At 66.7% G+C, this 21,893-nt stretch carries 1 protein-coding gene; it reads left to right on the top strand.

Features of this window, described 5'->3' with window-relative positions; genetic code table 11:
* Positions 1–31: 31 nt before the first annotated feature.
* A complete protein-coding gene (locus tag CH305_RS26390; RefSeq protein ID WP_094705508.1) occupies positions 32–21,799 on the top strand; it encodes a non-ribosomal peptide synthetase in 21,768 nt (7,255 codons plus the stop codon).
* The last annotated feature ends 94 nt before the right edge of the window (positions 21,800–21,893 follow it).

Genomic DNA, 21,893 nt, shown 5'->3' with positions numbered 1-21,893 from the left:
GGCACGGTTTTCGATCAGGAGGAATGGATAGATGGCGTCAGGCGGCCTCGGCGGTAGCTCTTCGACTATCGAGGATCTGCCTCGGCTGGTTCGGAGCGTCGGTGCGCTCGAACCGGATCGGGTGGCGCTGACGCACCTCGGTGTGGAGCTGACCTACGTCGGTCTGGATGCGGAGATCACCGCCCTCGACACGGCCATGGGCGGTGCCCTCGGACCCGACGCCCTGGTGCCCGTGGTGCTGTCCACCGCTGTCCCCGGTCTGATCGAGGCAACCGAGGGTGGCCTCGACGCCGTTGTCGCGGGCCTCCTCGACGATGCGGCGTCGGTGTTGGGACACGACACGGCAGCCGTTTCGGCCGCAGCGGCCGGGCCACGGAGTTCGGCCGAGGCCGACACGCTCTATCGGCGTTTCGTCGAGCAGGTCGAGCGGACCCCGGACGCTCCTGCCCTGACGTTTGCCGGCGAGACGCTGACGTACTCGCAGTTCGCGGAGTCGGTGAACCGGTTGGCCCGACACCTGATCGAGCGCGGTGTCGGCCCCGACGCCCGAGTGGGCCTGTCGATTCGTCGATCGATGGACCTGCTGATCGGCATGTACGCGATCACCGCGGCCGGTGGCGCGTACGTTCCTCTCGACCCGGATCATCCATCCGATCGGTTGGGCTACGTCCTCGATATCGCCGAGCCGGTGGTGGTGGTCACGACCTCCACCGATCACCCCGACGTGCCGGCGTCCACCGAGACCGTGTCGGTGGATACGGTCGATCTGTCCGGGTACTCCACCGGCCCGGTGACCGACGAAGACCGCCGCGCCCCACTGTCGTCCAGTGATCTCGCGTACGTCATCTTCACTTCCGGGTCGACCGGACGGCCCAAGGGCGTCGCGGTGGGGCACAGCGCGATCGTGGCCAACATCGCGTGGCGGCAGCGCGAATACGTCATGACTGCCACGGACGTCGTGCTGCAGAAGACGCCGTTCACCTTCGACGTGTCGGTGTGGGAGTTCTTCTGGCCGTTGCAGATCGGTGCCCGCCTGGTGATCGCGGAGCCCGACGGTCATCGGGATCCCGCGTACCTGGCCCGAATCATCGGTGAGCAGAGCGTCACGATTGCCCACTTCGTGCCGTCGATGCTCTCGGTGTACGTCGCCGAACCCGCTGCAGCACAGGTGACGTCGCTGACGACCGTGTTCGCATCGGGTGAAGCACTGCCGGCGCGCACCGTCAATGCCTTCCACCGAATCTCTGCCGCGTCACTGCACAACCTGTACGGCCCCACCGAGGCCGCGGTCGACGTCACGTACTACCGCACGCAGGATGTCGAGGAGGCTGCTGTCCCGATCGGTGCCGCGGTGGCCGACACCGAGCTCTACGTTCTCGACGAATCGCTGCACCGGGTGCCCAGAGGCGTCGAGGGCGAGCTGTATCTCGCCGGTGTGCAGCTCGCTCGCGGCTATCTGCGCCGAGGCGACCTCACCGCGGATCGTTTCGTCGCCGACCCGTTCGGCGGGCCAGGCGATCGGATGTACCGCACCGGAGACCTGGTGCGCAGGCGCTCCGACGGGCTGATCGACTACATCGGCCGCACCGACTTCCAGGTGAAGCTGCGCGGCCTGCGTATCGAACTCGGCGAGATCGAATCGGCTCTGCTCGCCGAGCCGAACGTGAGCCAGGCTGCGGTACTGGTGCATGCCGCCGAGGCCCACGTGGAGCTGGGTGAGCACCTGGTCGGCTATGTCGTCTCGTCCGACCACGAGATCGATCACAGTGATCTCGCAGCTGCAGTACGGCGTCGCACACCGGATTACATGGTGCCGTCGTTGTTCGTCGTACTCGACGAGTTCCCGCTCAATTCGAGTGGCAAGCTCGACCGAAAGGCGTTGCCGGCTCCCGACTTCGGGTCACTCGTCCGTGAATACCGAGCTCCGGAAACCGAGACCGAGTCCGCGCTCGTCGAGATCTTCCAGAACGTCCTCGGGATGGACCGTGTCGGCGTCGACGACGACTTCTTCGCGGTAGGAGGAAACTCTCTCAACGCCACCCGAGTCGTCGCGCGCGTCAACGCCGAACGCGGTGTGTCCGTGGACGTTCGCGCGTTCTTCGATGCTCCCACCGTGGCCGAGCTCGCCGCTGTGGTCGATACGGCGGAGGCGTCGAGTGGTGCACCCCGTGCGGCCCTCACCGCGCAGCCGCGGCCGGAGCGTGTTCCGTTGTCGTTGGCTCAGCAGCGGATGTGGTTCCTGAACCGGTTCGAGCCCGAATCGGCCGTCAACAACATCCCGGTCGCCATCTCGCTGTCCGGCGATCTCGATCTCGATGCTCTGCGTGCGGCAGTCTCGGACGTGTTGGGCAGGCACGAGTCCCTGCGGACGATCTATCCGGATCACGCCGGAGTGGGGTACCAGCAGGTGCTCGAACCCGACTCCGCCACAGTGGACGTGGAGTTCTCGGACGTCGATGAGGCCCGGCTGCCGGAGACGTTGCTCGAGTTCGCTCTTCGGCCGTTCGACGTCTCGACCGGCTTGCCCGTGCGCGCCGCCGTACTGGCGCTGTCTCCGACCGAACACATTCTGGCCCTCGTGGTCCATCACATCGCGGCCGACGGTTTCTCGATGGCACCGTTGACGCGAGACGTGGTGACTGCGTACGTTGCCCGCAGTTCCGGGCAGGAGCCGGCGTGGACGCCGTTGCCGGTCCAGTACGCCGACTACACGCTCTGGCAGCGATCGGTACTCGGAAACGAGAACGATCCGACCTCGCTGATCGCCGCACAGGAGGCCTACTGGCGCTCGCAGTTGGCCGGCGCGCCCGAACAGCTCGACCTGCCGACGGATCGACCGAGGCCGGCGGTGGCGACCACCCACGGCGGTACACATCTGTTCGAGATCGATGCGGACCTCGTCGCGGCGGTCGAACAACTCGGGCGCACCCACGGGGCCACGACCTTCATGGTGGTTCACTCCGCACTGGCGGTGCTGCTGGCGACGTTGTCCGGTAGCGACGACGTCACGATCGGGACACCGGTCGCCGGTCGCGGAGACGCCGTCCTCGACGACGTCGTCGGCATGTTCGTCAACACGCTCGTGTTGCGCACCACGATCGACCCCGCAGCCGGTTTCGCGGATCTGCTCGGACGAGTACGCGAGACCGATCTCGCCGCGTTCTCGCACGCCGAGGTTCCGTTCGAGCGACTGGTCGAGGTTCTCGCGCCCACTCGCTCGACAGCTCGTCATCCACTGTTCCAGGTCATGCTGACGTTCCAGAACCTGGACGCCACGTCCGTGGAGATCCCCGGTCTTCGGGTGAGCGCACTCGATTACGAGGCCGATCTCGCGAAGTTCGATCTGCAAGTGACCCTGTGGAACTCGGTGGCCGAGGGGACCGATCCGGCCGGTTTGACCGTCGCATTGACGTACTCGGCCGATCTGTTCGACGCGTCGACGATGGCCGCATTCGGCGAGCGGTTCCTGCGGGTGCTCGACTCGGCGACTCGTGCGCCTGCCGCGCCCATCGCGGAGATCGATGTGCTCGACGCCGAGGAACGGTTGCAGGTGCTTCGAGCATGGAACGCGACCGGCCACGAGGTGTCGTCGGACCTGACGCTGGTCGAGATGTTCCGAGCGCAGGTCGAGGCCACACCCGATGCGCAGGCGTTGGTGTTCGAGGGCGACCGGCTGACCTATGCCGAGTTCGCCGCCCGAGTCAATCGTGTTGCACGAGAACTTGTCTCGCGTGGTGTCGGTCCGGACACGTTGGTCGCTCTCGCGATGGAGCGCAGCATCGAGCTGTTCGTGGGCATGTACGCGATCGTGACGGCCGGTGGGGCCTACGTGCCCGTCGATCCGAGCCAGCCGCGCGAGCGCAACGACTACATCGCCGAGACGGCGAATCCGGTTCTGGTGTTGTCCTCGACCCGCGATCACCTCGAACTCGGCGGATTCGAAACGATCGATATCGACGCGCTGGACGTCTCGGCACATTCGGCCGAACCTCTCGTCGACGCCGATCGCCGGGGATCGTTACGCCCGCACAACCTCGCCTACGTCATCTTCACGTCCGGATCCACCGGCCGCCCCAAAGGCGTCGGCGTCTCGCACGAATCGATCGTCAACCGTTTGTCGTGGATGCAGCACGAGTATCCGCTGACCGCCTCCGACGTGGTGCTGCAGAAGACGCCCGCGACGTTCGACGTCTCGGTCTGGGAGTTCTTCTGGGCTCTGCAGAACGGTGCCTCGGTGGCCGTCGCTGTACCGGACGGCCATCGCGACCCCGCGTATCTGCTGGATATCATTGCGCGCGAACAAGTCTCGGTAGTTCACTTCGTTCCCTCGATGATGTCGGTGTTCGTACCCGAGGTCGTTGCGCGCGCCGAGTCCGCAGCAACCCTGCGGCTGGTGTTCGCCTCCGGTGAGGCGTTGACACCGACGACTGCGCAGGCGCTGCGCCGGGCGCTGACGGCCATCGAGATCCACAACCTCTACGGCCCGACCGAAGCCGCGGTGGACGTGACGTACCACCGAGTCACCGACGACGACACCGCCGTCGTACCGATCGGTGCGCCGGTCTGGAACACGGCCGTCTACGTACTGGACTCCGCTCTGCGACCGGTGCCGGTCGGAGTGCACGGAGAGCTCTACCTCGCCGGAACGCAGCTTGCTCGAGGCTACGTCGGGCGACCGGATCTGACGGCGGATCGCTTCCTGCCCAACCCGTTCGGCGAAGACGGAGCCCGGATGTATCGCACGGGCGACGTGGTGCGTTGGCTGCCCGGCGGCGAACTCGACTACGTCGGACGTTCGGACTTCCAGGTCAAGCTTCGCGGTCTACGGATCGAACTGGGTGAGATCGAAGCGGCCCTGCTCGAGCAGCCGTCGGTGAGCCAGGCGGTCACCGTGGTCCGTGCCGATCGGTTGGTGGCCTATGTGGTCGGCACCGGGAGCGTGGACACGCAATCTCTGCGTGGTGCATTGAGCGAGCGTCTCGCCTCGTACATGGTGCCCGCCGTGATCGTCGTTCTCGATGCTCTGCCCCTCGGTGCCAGCGGCAAGCTGGACCGCAAGGCCCTGCCGGATCCCGAGATCGAGGAAGTCGAGTATCGCGCACCGTCGAATCCCGTCGAGGAGATCGTCGCTCGGGTGTTCGCGGACGTTCTCGGAGTCGACCGCATCGGCGTCGACGACGATTTCTTTGCCCTCGGTGGCAACTCTCTCGTCGCCACCCAGGTGGTCTCGCGATTGGGTAGCGAACTGGATGCGACCGTTCCGGTCCGTGCACTGTTCGAGGCCAGTACAGTTGCGGCACTGGCGGTTCGGGTGGAGAGTCACCTGGGTGACGGTGCCGCGGCACCGCTGGTTCCGCAGGCTCGGCCGGAGACGGTTCCGCTGTCGATGGCGCAGCAGCGGATGTGGTTCCTGAACCGATTCGATCCCGAGTCGGCCGTGAACAACATTCCGGTGGCCATCCGGTTGCGTGGTTCGTTGGACACGGCTGCGCTGCGCGCTGCCGTGTCGGACGTCCTCGAGCGCCACGAATCCCTGCGCACGGTGTACCCGGCTGTGGACGGCTCGGGACACCAACTCGTGGTCCCCACCCGGACCGTCGTCCCGGATCTCGAGCCGGTCGCGGCAACCGCCGATTCGGTCGTGGCCGACGTGACCGCCTTCGTAGCCGCAGGCTTCGACGTCACTGCTGCAGTTCCGTTGCGCGTGAGGCTGTTCGAGGTCTCGGAGCAGGAACATGTCCTGGTGTTCGTGGTGCATCACATCAGCGCCGACGGTTGGTCGATGGGTCCGCTGACCCGCGACGTGATGACCGCGTATCTCGCACGAGTGGCGGGCGAGTCGCCGTCCTGGCAGCCGCTTGCGGTGCAGTACATCGACTTCACGCTGTGGCAGCGGTCGGTACTCGGTAGCGAGGCGGATTCGGCGAGCTTGATCTCCCGGCAGGCGTCGTTCTGGCGCGAGACGCTGGCGGAGATGCCGGCCGAGCTCGCTCTTCCGCACGATCGGCCACGTCCCGCCGAGTCCTCGGGGGCCGGTGGCCGCGTCGAATTCGAGATCGCCCCCGACGTCCATGCCGGTCTCACTGCCCTGGCCAGGGAGAGCGGCACCACGACGTTCATGGTGCTGCACACTGCCCTCGCGGTATTCCTTGCGCGCATGTCGAATTCGACGGACATCGCCGTCGGCACGGCCATCGCCGGACGCGGAGATGCCGCACTCGACGACGTGATCGGAATGTTCGTCAACACCCTGGTCCTGCGTACCGAGGTGAACCCGGGCAAGGGCTTCGACGGCATGCTTGCCGACGTCCGCGAGGTCGATCTGGCGGCCTTCGCGCACGCCGATATCCCGTTCGAGCGTCTGGTCGATCTTCTCGACCCCGAACGCTCCGCTTCGCGACATCCGCTGTTCCAAGTTGCGATCGCCTTCGAGAACCTGCCGCCGAGCACCTTCGCGCTGCCCGGGTTGGAGGTCTCGGCCGTCGATCTCGACGTCGAGACGGCCAAGTTCGATCTGTCGCTGACGTTGCGTGAGTCCGACGGCGGCGGTATGTCCGCGGCGTGGCTCTACTCGCGCGATCTGTTCGACGAGTCGACCATCGCGGGCTTCGCCGACCGCTTCCGCCGCCTTCTCGACGGTGTGGTGGCGGATCCGAGTACTCCGGTCGGCGACCTGGGGATTCTCTACGAGGACGAATACGACCGTTTGACGCACGTGCACGGAGACGAGGTGTTGGCAGGCGGCACTCTCGCCGAGATCTTCGCTGCCGGAGCCGCTCTCGATCCGCAGGCGATCGCTATCCGCTACCGCGATCGCTCCATCACGTACGCCGAACTCGACAGCACGTCGTCTCAGCTCGCTCGTCTGCTCATCTCCAGAGGCGTGGGGCCGGAGACCGTTGTCGCGCTCGGGTTCCAGCGCTCCTACGAGATGGTGCTCGGGGTCTGGGCCGTGGCCAAGGCCGGCGGTGCCCACCTCCCGGTCGACCCGACATATCCGAGCGACCGCATTGCCCACATGGTCGGTGATTCCGGTGCGGTACTCGGCCTGACCGCCGCGGCACACCTGGCGTCGGTGCAGGGATCGAGCGGCGGTCCGGAATGGATCCGTCTCGACGACGACGTGGTGGCGGCGGTGCGCGCTCACTCGGCCGATCCGATCACCGATGCGGATCGACTGCGGCCGTCGGTGTTCCAGAATCCGGCGTACGTCATCTACACCTCGGGCTCGACCGGTAAGCCCAAGGGCGTCGTGGTGACGCACGCCGGGCTCGGGGGCGTGCTCGATGCCGCCGGCGATCTGTACCACCTGACACCGTCGGCGCGATTCCTGCACATCTGCTCGCCGAACTTCGATCCGTCCGTCCTCGAGTGGATGGCGGCGTTCTCGGTAGGTGCAACTCTGGTGATCGTGCCCGCCGAGATCCTGGGCGGTACCGAGTTGTCCGAGCTGCTGAAGGCCGAGCAGGTCAGCCATTCGATCATCACTCCCGCGGTGCTCGGCACGATGGATCCGACGGGTCTCGACGCGCTCGAAGTGCTCTCGGTCGGCGGCGACGTCACCACACCGGAACTGCTCGCGCGATGGGCCCCTGGCCGCAAGTACTTCAACGGCTACGGACCGACCGAGACGACCATCATCTCGAGCTTCGCAGACCTGACTCCCGGCGAACCGATCACCGTCGGACGGCCCATTCACGGTATGTCGGCTCTGATTCTCGACGATCGATTGCGTCCGGTGCCGTCCGGAGTTGCCGGTGAGCTCTACCTGGCCGGCGGCGCTCTCGCTCGCGGTTATCTCGGTCGGCCCATGCTGTCCTCCGAGCGCTTCGTAGCCAACCCCTACGGTGTCGGCGGCGGCCGGATGTATCGCACCGGAGACGTGGTGCGTTGGACCGAGGATCTTCAACTCCAGTTCGTGGGCCGCACCGATTTCCAGGTGAAGGTGCGTGGGTTCCGTATCGAACTCGGCGAGATCGACTCGGCACTGACCGCGTACCCGAGTGTCGAGTTCGCCGTGACACTCGGACACCGGTTGCCCTCGGGGGTCACCACGCTCATCTCGTACGTACTCCCGGTCCGCGACGCATCGGTCGACGTGGGCGACCTGACGACGTTCGTCGGAAAAGCGCTGCCCAACTACATGATTCCGGCATCGATCACGGTGCTCGACGCGGTGCCGCTGACATCGGTCGGCAAGCTCGATCGGGCAGCACTTCCTGCTCCGGCGTTCGAGGCACGCGAGTTCATTGCGCCGGCCACCGCGGTGGAGCAGAGCGTGGCGACCGTGTTCGCGGAGGTGCTGGGAGTCGATCGGGTGGGTGCCCAGGACGACTTCTTCGAGCTCGGTGGCAACTCGCTCATCGCGACGCAGGTGGTCTCGCGTCTCGGTGCAATTCTGGACACCACCGTGCCCGTACGCATGCTGTTCGAGGTGTCCACCGTCGCAGCGCTGGCGGATCGCCTCGAGTCCGGCGTCGGTTCGGGCTCGCGTGCGCCGCTCGTGGCTGGACCTCGGCCCGAGCGTCCACCACTGTCGTTGGCACAGCAGCGCTACTGGTTCCTCAACCAGTTCGACACGTCGTCGGCCGTGGACAACATTCCGTTCGCGGTACGTCTGACCGGTGCGCTCGACACGGCGGCATTGGCGGCCGCCGTGGGCGATGTGGTGGAACGCCACGAATCGTTGCGCTCGCTCTACCCGGACTCCGAACACGGACCGTTCCAACGGGTACTCCCGGCTGACGAGGCCACCCTGGACCTGTCGGTGCGGACAGTTGCAGCGGCCGACCTGCCGGAGACGGTGAGCCGCTTCTTCCTGCGCGGCTTCGACGTGACCCGCGAGGTTCCGGTGGACGCGATGCTGGTGCGAATCGACGGGGAGGACGTCGAGCACGTCCTTGCGTTCGTCGTCCATCACGTTTCCGCCGACGGTGCATCGATGGGACCGTTGGCAACGGATGTGATGACCGCATACACCGCGAGAGCGGCAGGCTCGGCTCCGGACTGGGAACCCCTGCCGGTGCAGTACGCGGATTTCGCGCTGTGGCAGCGCACCGTTCTCGGCTCCGACGACGGCGAGAATTCTGTTGCGTCGCAACAGGTTCGGTACTGGAAAGAAGCGCTGGACGGTCTGCCCGACCAGCTGGTGCTGCCCACCGACCGACCCCGCCCCCCGACCCAGAGTTTCCGGGGCGAGACGGTGCGCTTCACCGTGGATGCCGCGGTGCACGCTGCCGTCGCCGACCTCGCGCGGGCACGTCAGGCCAGCGTCTTCATGGTCGTCCACTCGGCCTTCGCCGCGTTCCTGGCACGTGTGGCAGGAACCGAGGACGTCGCCATCGGGACTCCCATCGCCGGCCGCGGCGAGAGAGCGCTCGATCCCATGATCGGCATGTTCGTCAACACGTTGGTGTTCCGGTCCACGGTGCACCCCTCCATGACGTTCGAGGAGTTGCTGGCACAGGCTCGCGAGCGCGACCTGTCGGCATTCGCCCACGCGGACATACCGTTCGAGCGTCTGGTCGAGGTACTCAACCCGGTGCGTTCCACCGCGCGAAATCCGCTGTTCCAGATCGGCCTGTCGTTCCAGAATCTGGCCGATCTCAGCTTCGAGTTGCCGGGGCTGACCGTCCGCGGTGTCGACGCCGAGTCGACCCTCGCCAAGACCGACCTCCAACTGACGGTGTCCGATCGCTACGCCGTCGACGGCACGCCTGCGGACATGGACGCCGAATTCACCTTCGCCACCGACCTGTTCGACAGATCGACGGTCGAGGCCTTCGCTCGTAGATTCGTTGCGGTGCTGGCCGCGGTGGCTGCAGACCCGAGTGCAGTCGTCGGAGATCTGGACCTGCTCGACGAGGCAGAGCGAACGACGATCCTGGACACGTGGAACGACACCGATCACGATGTCGATCTGTCGCAGACCCTGGTGTCGCTGTTCGACGCTCAGGTCGACGCTCGTCCCGACGCTCCGGCGCTCAGGTACGCCGGCCGGACGCTGACCTATCGCGAGTTCGACAGTCGGATCAACCGTCTGGCGCGGCGGTTGATCGTTGCTGGAGTGGCCCCGCAGGTGACGGTGGCGCTTGCGCTCGGGCGTTCGGTCGAATTGCTCGTCGCGATGTACTCGGTGAGCAAGGCAGGCGGAATCTATGTGCCGCTCGATCCGGATCAGCCGGCTGCCCGCATCGCCGACATCGTCGACGACGCATCGCCACTGTTGATCCTGAGCTCGACTCGTGACGGGTTCTCGGCTCCCGAGGGCAACGGTCGGTCCGTGCCCGTCGTGATGGTCGACGCGGATTCGGACGAGTACGCACACATCTCGGATGCACCGATCGCCGACGACGAACGACGTGCGCCGCTGCGTGCCGCGAACACGGCATACGTGATCTTCACGTCGGGCTCGACCGGTCGACCCAAGGGTGTCGCCGTCAGCCATCGCGCCATTGTCAACCAGTTGCTCTGGGCGCGTGCGGAATACGGCATCGGCGTCGACGACGCGGTGCTGCTCAAGACCGCGGCGACCTTCGATCTGTCGGTATGGGAATTCTGGACGGCGTCGATCGCCGGCGGTTGCACCGTGATCGCCGAGGCCGGTGGACACCGCGACCCGAGCTACCTGCTGAACCTGATGACCGAGGCGAACGTGACGACGCTGCACACGGTGCCGTCGATGCTCGACGCATTGATCGCGGCGTCCGGGGGCACGCTGCCGTCCGGCCTGCGTCGAATCCTGGCCATCGGCGAAACACTGCCGCCTACCACCGCTCAGCGTGCGCTCCGCGCTACGCGGGCACGCCTGGACAATCTGTACGGCCCCACCGAGGCAGCGGTGTCGGTCACCGCGCACCGGGTGCACGACTCCGGGACGGGGCCGGTTCCCATCGGTGCTCCGGAATGGAACACCCGTGTCTACGTGCTGGATTCACGTCTGTCGCCGGTCCCGGTCGGTGTCACGGGAGAGCTCTATCTCGCGGGCACGCAGTTGGCCGACGGTTATGTCGGGAGGCCGGATCTCACCGCGGAGCGGTTCGTGGCCAACCCGTTCTCGCCGGGCCGACGGCTCTATCGCACAGGCGATCTCGCAGCATGGCGTAGCGACGGTGAACTGGAGTACGTGGGTCGTTCGGACTTCCAGGTCAAGATCCGGGGCTTCCGCATCGAGCTCGGCGACATCGACGCCGCGCTCCGCTCGATCGAATCGGTACGCGATGCGGCCGTGGTCGCCTCGAACGACGAACGCCTCGGGGATCGACTGGTCGCCTACGTGGTGCCCGTCGACGGTGTAACGGTCGATTCCGAGTCCCTGCGCGCGTCGATGGCGTCGTCGGTGCCGTCCTACATGGTGCCGTCCGCCTTCGTGATCCTCGATGTCCTGCCACTCAACGCCAACGGCAAGCTGGACCGAAAGGCCCTGCCGGAACCGGTGTTCGAGGCCGCGGAGTTCCGGGCCCCCACCGATCTCGTCGAGGTGACGGTTGCCGGTGTGTTCGCGGACATCCTCGGTGTCGAGCGCGTGGGTCTGGACGACGATTTCTTCGCGCTCGGCGGAAACTCGCTGATCGCCACCCAGGTGGTCTCACGGCTGGGCTCCGCACTCGACACCGTGGTTCCGGTGCGGGCGATCTTCGAGTCGCCGACGGTGCTCGGACTTGCCCGCGCCATCGAATCCACCGTCGGTGTCGGTGCGCGCCGTGCTCTGGTGCAGCGCAGGAGGCCCGAGCAGGTTCCGCTGTCGCTGGCACAGCAGCGGATGTGGTTCCTGAGCCAGTTCGATCCCACCTCGGCGGTGAACAACATTCCGGTGGCGATCCGACTGTCCGGCGATCTCGACGTGCCCGCACTGGTGCGAGCGGTGACGGATGTGGTCTCGCGGCACGAGATTCTGCGCACCGTGTACCCCGAGGTCGACGGGCGAGGCAGTCAGGTCGTCCTCGGCCTGGCCGAGGGCGCGCCGTCCGTCGACGTCATCGACACGGCAGCCGCCGATGTGCCAGAGACGTTGCGGCGGTTCGTGTCCGAGGGCTTCGACGTCACCAGCGCCGTTCCGGTGCGGGTGACGATCCTGCGCATCGACGAGCGTGAGCACGTTCTGGCATTCGTGGCCCACCACATCGCCGCGGACGGGTTCTCCATGGGACCGTTGACCCGCGACATCATGGTCGCCTACACCGCCCGTGCGGCGGGCGAGGATCCGCAGTGGGCACCGCTGCCCGTCCAGTACGCAGATTTCACGCTGTGGCAGCACGAGTTGCTCGGCACCGAGGGTGATCCCGAATCGCCCATGGCTCAGCAGCTCGGCTATTGGCGTTCGGTACTGCGCGGCGCGCCTGCACAACTCGATCTGGCGACCGATCGACCGCGGCCGGCGGTGGCGACGAACAGAGGAGCGGCGTACAACTTCTCGCTCGACGCCGAACTGCACGAGAGCATCGCCCGGGCGTCTCGGGAGAACAACGCGACGGTGTTCATGACCGCGCACACCGCTCTCGCGGTGCTGTTGGCTGCGCTGGCGGGAACCGACGACGTGGTGATCGGGACGCCGGTGGCCGGACGCGGAGATTCCAACCTCGACGACCTCGTGGGTATGTTCGTCAACACCCTCGCACTGCGCACGTCCGTCGAGCCGGGCACGACATTGCGCGATCAGCTCGCTCTGGTGCGAGAGGTGGACCTCGGGGCGTTCTCGCACTCCGACATACCGTTCGAGCGACTCGTCGACGCGATCGCGCCGGAACGGTCGCAGGCCAGGCACCCGATCTTCCAGGTGATGCTCACGTTCCAGAACCTCACCGAACAGTCGTTCGCGCTTCCCGGGCTCGACATCGACGGTGTCGATCTGTCGAGTGCGATCGCGAAGTTCGATCTGCAGGTGACACTGTGGGAGAAGTTCGACTCCGCAGGCGCGCCCGATGGCGTCGACGTCCAATTCGACTACGCCACAGATCTGTTCGACGAATCGTCGATGGCAGCCTTCGCACGCAGGCTCGTCCGGGTTCTCGAGTCGATGACGGCCGAGATCGACCGGCCCGTCGGCGACGTCGATCTCCTCGAGCCTGCCGAGCGCACCGCCGTCCTCGAACAGTGGAACGCGACCGACCACGAGATCGACGATCGGCACACCCTGGTCTCCCTGTTCGCCGAGCGGGTAGCAGCAGCACCGAACAACGTGGCCCTGGGCTTCGGCGACGAGCAGATCGACTACGCGGAGTTCTCCGGACGGGTGAATTCGCTTGCCCGAGTACTCATCGGGGAGGGCGTAGGACCCGAGACCGTGGTCGCGATCGCGATGCGCCGTTCGCCGGACATGCTCGTCGGCATCTACGCCGTCCTCGCTGCAGGCGGTGCCTATGTGCCGGTCGACCCGGACCAGCCGTCCGATCGGATCGAGTACATCCTCGAGACGGCAGCACCGGTCGCGGTGCTGACCACCACTCGCGACGGCGGCGTCGCCGGTTCGTCCGTTCCGCAGATCCGGTTGGACACCGTGGACACCGATGCGTCCGCGACCCGACCGGTCGAGGATTCGGAGCGACTGGCACCGCTGAGGCCGTCGGACACCGCCTACGTCATCTTCACCTCGGGCTCGACGGGCAAGCCCAAGGGTGTGGCCGTCACGCACGCCGCCATCGTCAACCGTCTGCTGTGGATGCAGCACGAGTACGGTCTGACCGTCGACGATGTGGTGCTGCAGAAGACGCCTGTGACGTTCGACGTCTCGGTGTGGGAGTTGTTCTGGCCGTTGCAGATCGGTGCCCAGCTCTACATCGCCGAGCCGGACGGTCATCGGGACCCCGCATATCTGGTGGAGACGATCGAACGCCGTGGTGTCACCACTGCACACTTCGTTCCTTCCTTGCTCGCCGTGTTCGGTGCCACCGACGGAATCGAGCGATGCAGCGCTCTGCGGATGCTGTTCGCATCGGGTGAGGCCCTACCGGTTTCGGTAGCCGTAGGCATCCGCCGGGCACTGCCCGCCGTGGAACTGCACAACCTGTACGGGCCGACCGAGGCCGCCGTGGACGTGACGTTCCATCGGGTCACCGACGCAGACACCGTGTCGGTGCCGATCGGCGTGCCGGTCTGGAACACCCGGGTCACCGTGCTGGATGCTCGGCTGCACCCGGTGCCGATCGGCGTGCCGGGCGAGCTGTACCTGGCCGGAACCCAGCTGGCCCGTGGCTATCTGGGACGACCCGACCTGACGGCAGACCGATTCGTCGCAGATCCGTACGGGAGAGCGGGAAGCCGGATGTACCGCACCGGTGACCTCGTACGCTGGAACACCGGGGGAGAGCTGGAGTACCTGGGGCGCACCGACTTCCAGGTCAAGCTCCGCGGCCTTCGCATCGAGCTCGGTGAGATCGAGTCGGCGCTCATCGCCGACCCGACCGTCGATCAGGCCGTCGTGCTCGTGCGGCAGACACCGTCGTCGGGCGAAATTCTGGTGGGCTACGTGGTACCCGCCTCCGGCGCGGTCGTCGATCCGGCGGCCCTGACGGCGGTCGCGGCGCGGACGGTGCCCGAATACATGGTTCCGGCGTCGGTGGTGGTTCTCGAATCACTTCCGCTCGGACCGAACGGCAAGCTGGACCGACGGGGACTACCGGATCCCGAGTTCGGTAGCGACGCCGAGTTCCGCACTGCGAGCACCGATACCGAGCGCATCATCGCCGACGTGTTCGCCGACGTCCTGGGACTCGAGACGGTGGGCGTCGACGACTCCTTCTTCGCTCTCGGTGGTGACAGCATCGTGTCCATTCAGTTGGTCTCGCGCGCCAAGGCGAGAGGAATCCAGTTCGGCCCACGAGATGTGTTCGAGCGCAAGACCGTTGCCGGGCTGGCCGAGGTGGCCGTCGTCGTCGGCGAGGGTGCGGACACGGTCGTCCTCGACGAACTCGACGGCGGTGGGGTCGGCTGGCTGCCGCTGCCACCGTTCGGTGCGGCACTGCTGCAGCGCGGCGGTGGGTACCGTCGCTTCCATCAGGCGCTCACACTCGAGCTCCCGGCAGGCATCGACCGCGACGGTGTCGTGGCCACGCTCACTGCTGTCGTCGACCACCACGACGTTCTTCGGTCCACCCTCGTGCACGACGCTCGTGGCTGGGGCCTCGAGGTGGGCGAGTCCGGTTCGGTGGACGTCGACGGGCTGCTGACGACCGCGTCGTCGGACGGTGGAGCCGCCGCGGTGGATGCGGCGGTCGGATCGCTCGATCCGGAGAACGGGCGCATGCTCGCGTTCGTGTGGGTCGAGAGCGCGCCGAACACATTGACCGTCGTCGCACATCACCTCGTCGTCGACGGCGTGTCGTGGCGAATCCTGGTGCCGGACTTCGTGTCCGCGTGGGCGCAGATCGCCGGCGGTGCCGACCCGGTGCTGCCGGATGTGGGTACGTCGATGCGGCGCTGGACACACGCACTCGTGGAGGAAGCGGCGCGCCGGACGGATGAGTTGCCGCAGTGGCGCAGCATCGCTCGGACCCCGGACCCGGTCCTGGGGGAGCGGGCCTTCGAGCCGGCCGTCGACGTGGTGGACACCCTCGAGCGAGTCGAGATGTCCCTGTCGTCGGATGCGACGCGCACGTTGCTGACCACGGTTCCCGAGATCTACCACGGCGGAGTCGCGGACGGACTGCTCGCCGCACTCGCGCTGGCAGTCACCGCCCTGCGCAAGGAACAGGGGATCGATGCCCCCGCAACACTGCTTCAGCTCGAAGGCCACGGCCGCGAGGAGGCCGTGGTCCCCGGAGCAGATCTGGGCCGGACCGTGGGCTGGTTCACCAGCCTCTTCCCGGTTCGACTCGACCTGACCGGAATCGACGTCGACGACGCCCTCGGCGGCGGCTCTGCCCTCGGCGACGCCGTGAAGGCCGTCAAGGAGCAGATGCTGGCGTTGCCCGACCGAGGAATGGGGTGGGGGCTGCTGCGCTACCTCGATCCCACGAGCGAGACGGAGCTGGCGGCGCTGTCCACCGGGCAGATCAGCTTCAACTATCTCGGTCGGGTCGGTACCGGTGAGGTACCGGAGGACATGAAGTCTCTCGGCTGGTTGCCTGCCGAGGACACCGCAGGTCTGACTGCAGCCGGTGATCCGGACATGGCCGCGAACAAGACGATCGACATCAACGCCATCGTGGTCGACACCGACGACGGCAGCGCCCTGAGTGCTTCGCTGGCGTTCCCGCGGGGCGCGATCTCCGAGGCGACCGTGGCGCGTCTGGCACAACTGTGGTCGGAGCTGCTCGACTCGCTCGCGGCCCACGCACGTACCCGCGGTGCCGGTGGCCTCACTCCGTCGGACCTTCCGTTGGCGCGCGTGAGTCAGGCCGACATTCTCGGCTTCGAGCAGCGTTATCCGGCACTGACCGACGTGTGGCCGCTGGCACCGTTGCAGCAGGGCTTGCTGTTCCATGCCCTGTTCGCCGATACCTCGCTGGACGTCTACACGATGCAGGTCGTTCTCGACCTGGCAGGCGAGGTCGATCAGGAGCGTTTGCGCGATGCCGCACAGGCCCTACTGGATCGGTACGAGAACCTACGCGCCGTGTTCGCGGTGACCGCGGACGGCGACAGTGTGCAGATAGTTCAGCAGGGCGTGCGGTTGCCTTGGCGCAGTGTCGATCTCAGCGGTGTCGAGGAGAACGCGCGCGCCGCCGCGGTCGCGGCGGCACTGGACGAGGATCAGCGGGAGCATTTCGACATCACCACCGCCCCGTTGTTGCGGTTCTTGCTGATTCGCCTCGGGCCCACGACGTACCGACTGGCGATGACCAACCATCACGTGCTGCTGGACGGCTGGTCGCTGCCGCTGGTGATGAAGGAGCTGCTCTACCTCTACGCCGTCCGCAGCGACACCTCGTCGATGCCGCGTCCGCGCTCGTATCGCTCGTTCCTGCAGTGGCTCGGTCAGCGCGACCCGGAGACCTCCCGGCAGGCGTGGGCCCGTTCGCTCGACGGCGTCGACGAACCGACACTGCTGACTCCACCGACCCTGGGCCGCGAGATCTCCACCCGATCGGCAGAGACCGAGGTACGGATCGAAGCGGAGGCCACCGCAGCGTTGACCGCGCTCGGTGGACGCCTCGGCGTCACCGTGAACACGTTGGTACAGGCCGCGTACGGAATGCTGTTGGCTCAGATGACGGGCCGCGACGACGTGGTCTTCGGGGCCACGGTGTCGGGTCGTCCCGCGGACCTGCCCGGAGTCGAATCGATGATCGGCTTGTTCATCAACACCATTCCGGTACGAGTTCGCCTCGATGCTCACGACACAGTGGAGCAGTACCTCACGCGGCTCCAGGGTGAGCAGGCCGATCTGCTCGATCACCACCACGTGGGATTGGCGGACATCCAGCGGGATGCGGGGCTGGGCAACCTGTTCGACACGCTGACGGTGTTCGAGTCGTACCCGGTGAACGAGGCGGAGTTGGCGCAGCAGGCCGCATCGATCGACGGCATGACCGTCGAGGGTGTCGGCTCCAACGACAACACCCACTACCCGCTGACCCTGCTCGTGGTGGCGAACGAGGAAATGACGCTGACGGCGAAGTACATCAGCGACCTCTTCGACACCCGTGCGGTCGAGTCGATCCTGGCGCGCATCGTCTCGCTGCTCGCTACGTTCGCGGCGGACCCCACGCGCCGGGTTCTCGACATCGACCTGCTCGACACCGCGGAGCGCACACGGATACTCGACGAGTGGAACGACACTGCCCGCGAGATCGACTCCGCGGCAACGCTCGTGTCGATGTTCGAGGAGCGGGTGACGCAGTCCCCGGACCGGATCGCGATCTCCTTCGAGGGCGATCGAGTGACGTACGCGGAGTTCGCAGGTCGAGTGAACGCGCTTGCGCGACTGCTGATCCGCGAGGGCGTCGGCCCGGAAACGATGGTCGCGATCGCGATGCGCAGATCGGTGGATATGCTCGTCGGTGTCTACGCGGTGCTGACCGCGGGTGGGGCATATGTCCCGATCGATCCCGACCAGCCGGCCGAACGCGTCGAGTACATCCTGGCGACGGCCGATCCCGTTGCGATTCTGACCACGGAGGCGGATTCGTCTGCAGTGGAATCGGTCTCGTCCGTCGCGCCGCGGATCGAGGTCGATTCCGTCGACCTCGCCGGATTCGCCACCGATGCGGTTCGCGCCGACGAGCGGCGCGCCGCGCTGCTCTCCGACGACGTCGCGTACGTGATCTTCACCTCGGGCTCGACGGGCAAGCCCAAGGGTGTCGCCGTGACGCACGCCGCCATCGTCAACCGGCTCGTGTGGATGCAGGACGAGTACGGTCTGACCGTCGACGATGTGGTGCTGCAGAAGACGCCGGTGACGTTCGACGTGTCGGTGTGGGAGCTGTTCTGGCCGTTGCAGATCGGTGCAGAACTGGCGATAGCGAAGCCGGACGGGCATCGCGACCCGGCCTACCTGGTCGAGATCGTCACCGAGCGGTCGGTCACCGTCGCACACTTCGTGCCGTCGATGCTGGCCGTGTTCGCGACAGCGGACGGAGTCTCGCGGTGTTCGAGCCTGCGCATGCTCTTCGCGTCGGGTGAGGCGCTGCCGGTGTCGGTCGCCACGGCAATCGGTACGGCACTGCCGAACACGAACCTGCACAACCTGTACGGACCCACCGAGGCCGCGGTGGACGTGACCTACCACCGCGTCACCGCCGCCGATGTCGCCGGCGTACCGATCGGTGTGCCGGTGGCCAACACTCGGGTGACCGTGCTCGACGCACGGCTGCGGCCGGTGCCGGTCGGCGTCGCGGGTGAGCTCTACCTCGCGGGAGTCCAGTTGGCCCGCGGCTACCTCGGGCGAGTGGATCTGACCGCAGACCGGTTCGTTGCCGATCCGTACGGTGCACCGGGCACTCGGATGTACCGGACCGGCGACCTGGTCCGGTGGAACGTCGACGGCGAACTCGACTACATCGGCCGCACCGACTTCCAGGTGAAACTGCGCGGCCTGCGCATCGAGCTCGGTGAGATCGAGGCGGCGTTGACCGCTCACCCCGACATCGACCGGTCGACCGTACTGGTGACGTCGACGGTATCGGGCGAAATCCTGGTCGGCTACGTCGTTCCTCGTACCGGTGCGTCGGTGGACGTGAGCGAGCTGACCTCGTTCGCAGGCAGCCGACTCCCCGGCTACATGGTGCCGACACAGATCATGGTGCTCGCCGAGTTCCCGCTGAACGCCAGTGGCAAGCTCGACCGAAAAGCATTGCCGGAACCGGTGTTCGAGGCGCGTGAGTTCCGTGCACCGGTGACCGCGACCGAGATCGCCATCGCCGACGTGTTCGCCGACGTGCTCGGTGTCGATCGGGTGGGATCGGACGACGACTTCTTCGCCCTCGGTGGAAATTCGCTCGCGGCCACCCGTGCAGCGGCGCGCATCACCGCTGGTCTGGGCAAGCAAGTGGGTGTTCGCGAGCTGTTCGAGAACTCGACGGTCGCAGCGCTCGCAGCGCGCACGGATCTCCAGGGAGCAGTGCATCGCGTGCCACTTCGACCCAGGACCGGCAGCGAGCGGGTACCGCTCTCGCTCGCTCAGCAGCGGATGTGGGTGCTGAATCGACTCGACCCTGGTTCGGGCGCGTACAACATGCCGCTCGCCCTGCGGCTCACCGGTGACTTGGACGTGGCCGCATTGCAGGCGGCCGCGACGTGGGCGATCGAGCGGCACGAGACCTTGCGAACCCGCTATCCAGAGGATGCCGACGGCACTGCGTTCCAGGAGGTGCTCGACGCCCGGGCCACCACTCTCGACCTCGATCCGATCGACGCCACGGGTGAAGCCGACATCGCCGACCGGGTGCGTCGACTGGTGTACGACGGCTTCGATGTCACCGCCGCGCCTCCGGTGCGTGGTGCACTGTTCCGACTCGCCGGAACGGACGACGGCGACATCCAGTACGTGTTCGTCATCGTGATGCACCACATCAGCGGCGACGGAGCGTCGATGGCACCGCTGGCTCGCGACGTGATGACCGCGTACCTCGCCGCGACAGCCGGCACGGTGCCGTCGGTGGCACCGCTGTCGATCCAGTACGCCGACTACACGCTGTGGCAGCGTGAGGTGCTGGGTTCGACGAACGACCCGGGTTCCGCAGCGAATCGGCAGGTCGACTTCTGGCGCACCGAGCTGAGCGGTATCACCCCGGTCATCGCCCTGCCGTGGGATCGGCCGAGACCGGCGGAGCCCTCGCTGCAGGGTGGAAGTGTCCGCGCACATCTCGACGCGCAGACCCACGAGGCGTTCGTCGGCATCGCACGATCGAACAACGCGACTCTGTTCATGGTGTTGCACAGCGTCCTCGCGGTACTGCTCGCGAGAACCAGCGGTGCACGGGACTTCGCCGTCGGAACTCCGATTGCCGGCAGGGGAGACGAACAACTCGACGACATCGTCGGAATGTTCGTCAATACGCTGGCGCTTCGGACCAGCGTCGATCCGGACGCGACGTTCGAGGATCTCGTGCGCAGCATTCGGGAGAGCGACCTGCGGGCATTCGGCAACGCGGACGTACCGTTCGAGCACGTCGTCGACGTCATCGGGCAGGACCGAACCCCCGGAATCAGCCCGCTGTTCCAGACCGTGCTGTCCGTCGAACCATTGGGCGAGGCTCGCTTCGAACTGCCTGCCCTGACCGTCGAGCCCGTCGAAGGATTCGAGCCGACCGCCAAGTTCGATCTCCAGGTGACGGTGCAGACTCGGCCCGTCGTCGGTGCCGATGGCGAACCAGACCTGGCGGTCGAATTCGCCTACGCCGCAGACCTGTTCGACGAGACGACCGTTTCGGCGATGGTCGAGCGTTTCGTCCGGATCGCCGACGCCGTCGCGGCGGCCCCGGGTATCAAGGTCGGTGCGATCGACGATCTCGGTGACGACGAGCGGGCCGCGTTGACCGCATCCCCGACACCGGTCGCCGACGCCGTGGGTGCAGTGGCCGGTCGAACGTTGCCACAACTGCTCGCTGCGACCGTGGAAGCGGATCCCGAGGCACCGGCGTTGTCCTCCGCAGGTGAGGAAACCACGTACCTCGAGCTGGACCGACGTTCGTCACGCCTGGCGCGCGAACTGATCGACCGCAACGTCGGTCCCGACGTCACGGTTGCCGTCGTCGTCGACGACGCGGTCGAATCCGTCGTGGCCCGGTGGGCGGTGGTCAAGGCGGGCGGCGCTCTGGCCCTGGTGGACCACATCGACAGTGCCGTCGGGGTGGGCGCGAGCGTAGTGGTCATCGATACCGGTGAGGCGCAGGACTGGGATCGAGTGTCCACGGTCGTCGATCTCGGTGACGAGGCGACCTCGAGGTCGGTGACTGCCCGATCGGCTCGTCCGATCACGTACACCGACCGCGTCGCTGTGCTCTCCGCAGACAGCCCGGCTCTTGTGGTGGACGAGTCGACCGGCGCGGCGGTGAGCCATGGTGCCCTTGCTGCCATGGCCGTTCGTGCGGTCGGGGAGTACGGGATCGACTACGAGTCGCGACTGGGCGTGCCCACGGCGATCACCTCTCCGTCAGCGTGGTTCGCCGGTGTGATGGCTGCTTCGGTCGGTGCTGTGCTGGTGGTCGATCGGGCCGAATCACCCGAGGATTCGGCCGATCTCGTCGTCGCCGAATGGATGACGCACGCGTTCGTGACTGCGGCGGAAGCCGCGGCGGTCGCCGAATTGGAGTCGGAGGATCTCGAGGACCTGGTGGCTCTGGTGATCGTGGCCGGTGATGAGGAGGCGGCCGAACGACCGGTCGGTGTGTCGGTACACGGCGCGCCGGAGTTCGGCTGAACCGATCGGGTCGATAGACTTCGGCCCTGAACAACAACCGTCCGTAGAGACGGTGAGCGTTCTCGGCACGCGTCACTGAGGCGGTTGTGTGGGA

This window comes from Rhodococcus sp. 15-649-2-2 (genome assembly GCF_002258645.1).
Classification (GTDB): Bacteria; Actinomycetota; Actinomycetes; order Mycobacteriales; family Mycobacteriaceae; genus Rhodococcoides.
The sequence above is the reverse complement of the archived record's forward strand: the minus strand, read 5'-3'. Positions and strand labels throughout refer to the sequence as shown.

Excerpts from the sequence above, each read along its gene's own strand:
- CH305_RS26390 (WP_094705508.1), top strand. The coding sequence starts at position 32 with ATGGCGTCAGGCGGCCTCGGCGGTAGCTCTTCGACTATCGAGGATCTG.